This window comes from Klebsiella sp. 7-CIP_Kleb., assembly GCF_050378655.1.
In the GTDB taxonomy this organism is placed as follows: Bacteria; Pseudomonadota; Gammaproteobacteria; order Enterobacterales; family Enterobacteriaceae; genus Klebsiella; species Klebsiella quasipneumoniae.
The window spans coordinates 1-1302 of record NZ_JBNRLJ010000032.1 but is presented as its reverse complement, the minus strand read 5'-3'; the positions used below and the strand labels follow the sequence as shown (position 1 = coordinate 1302).

Genomic DNA, 1302 nt, shown 5'->3' with positions numbered 1-1302 from the left:
GTATGTCAGAGACTGGTTTGATGCATATGTCCCGCCAATAACCAGCAATTGGTTATTGTATAAAACGGTTGTATCTCCGATGTCCGACGTCGGGAGTTTAAACCACATGCGTACTAGCTGTTTTGTACAGGTTTCCGGGATAATGAACGATTCCGGCAGCGTGATTTTGCTACCGTTATGTTCATCAACCCGAATGCCGCCGCCGTCAAACAGCATGGCCAGGTTCGGATACGCGTAATCGTCCACGTAACACAGGTTTTTAATCTGGTCGTTTGCCTGGTAGCCTGCGGTCTTCCCGGCCCCTGACCAGGTATCTCCAAAATCCAGTAACCCGATCGTAGAATCGAAAATACCCGGGTCGCGATACAGAATATCACCTGAAGCCAGCTCTAAATTTTTGCGTATTTCGTACGGCCCTTTAGTCGCCATTATAACCAACCTTTTTTAATCATAAATTGATAAACGAATTGCGCGTTAACGTCCGCGCCGATATACAGAGCATTAGCTTGCAGTGTCTGGCTAGGGTGTAGCGAATCCTGACGTAACGATGTGGGGGTAATGCCGTTAGCAATGGCCGCTACATCCTGTGCATACGCCGGGTTGTAGTGAGCATTAAAGTTCGCCAGTAAATCAACGCCGTCTATTTCACAATAATTATCCGGAGCGAGTTTTTTTAACTCACGATTCAGCCACAGAATATTCCCATTCCCATACGTTGATTTTGTTTCAGATGACATCTGAAATTCTGGCAGTACAACGAAACGCTTATGACGTGCTGTCAGGCTACCAATAATTGCCTTTGCGTCACTCAGGATTTGCCCTTGCTGGGTTGCATTATTCCTCCCGAGCCAGAGAAGGTTAATTGCATCACCGTGCGCATCGTACCGCACACCAGACGCCACTGTATTCGTGGAATCAATGGTGTACGGATAATAGATAAATGGCTCAGGGGATGAGACGCCGACAACTGCGCCAGCGGTATCACGTGTAAACGTCAGCGTTGTTCCGTCCCAAGTGAGAGAACCATCTACGCCAGCGAAGTTACCTCTCACAACCTCAGTCAGAGAGGCATTACCAACGATTTGCAAAAGCCCAGGGTCCGCCGGTGTTAGCGCCACAGAGCCGGAAGCGGGAATACTGCCGCCAACTGGTGCATAGGATACGGTGTACGCCCCTGCACGCAACGCCACGGTCCGCGACAGCCCGCCAGACCGGCCAAAATTGTAGGTCGGCAGACCGGTTAAATCAGACAGCGTGCGCAGGAATCGCGGGTTAGCCATGAATGAATGACCGAAACCAACA

At 49.9% G+C, this 1302-nt stretch carries 1 protein-coding gene and 1 pseudogene; both read right to left on the bottom strand.

Translation table 11 applies throughout. From position 1 onward, the window contains the following. The coding region (locus ACQUTI_RS26285; protein ID WP_428923426.1) for a hypothetical protein at positions 1 to 429 on the bottom strand (429 nt) is incomplete at its 3' end. After that, positions 429 to 1302 (bottom strand): annotated as a pseudogene (locus tag ACQUTI_RS26280) (right-handed parallel beta-helix repeat-containing protein); the annotation flags it as partial. The gene ACQUTI_RS26285 and the pseudogene ACQUTI_RS26280, both read right to left, overlap by 1 nt.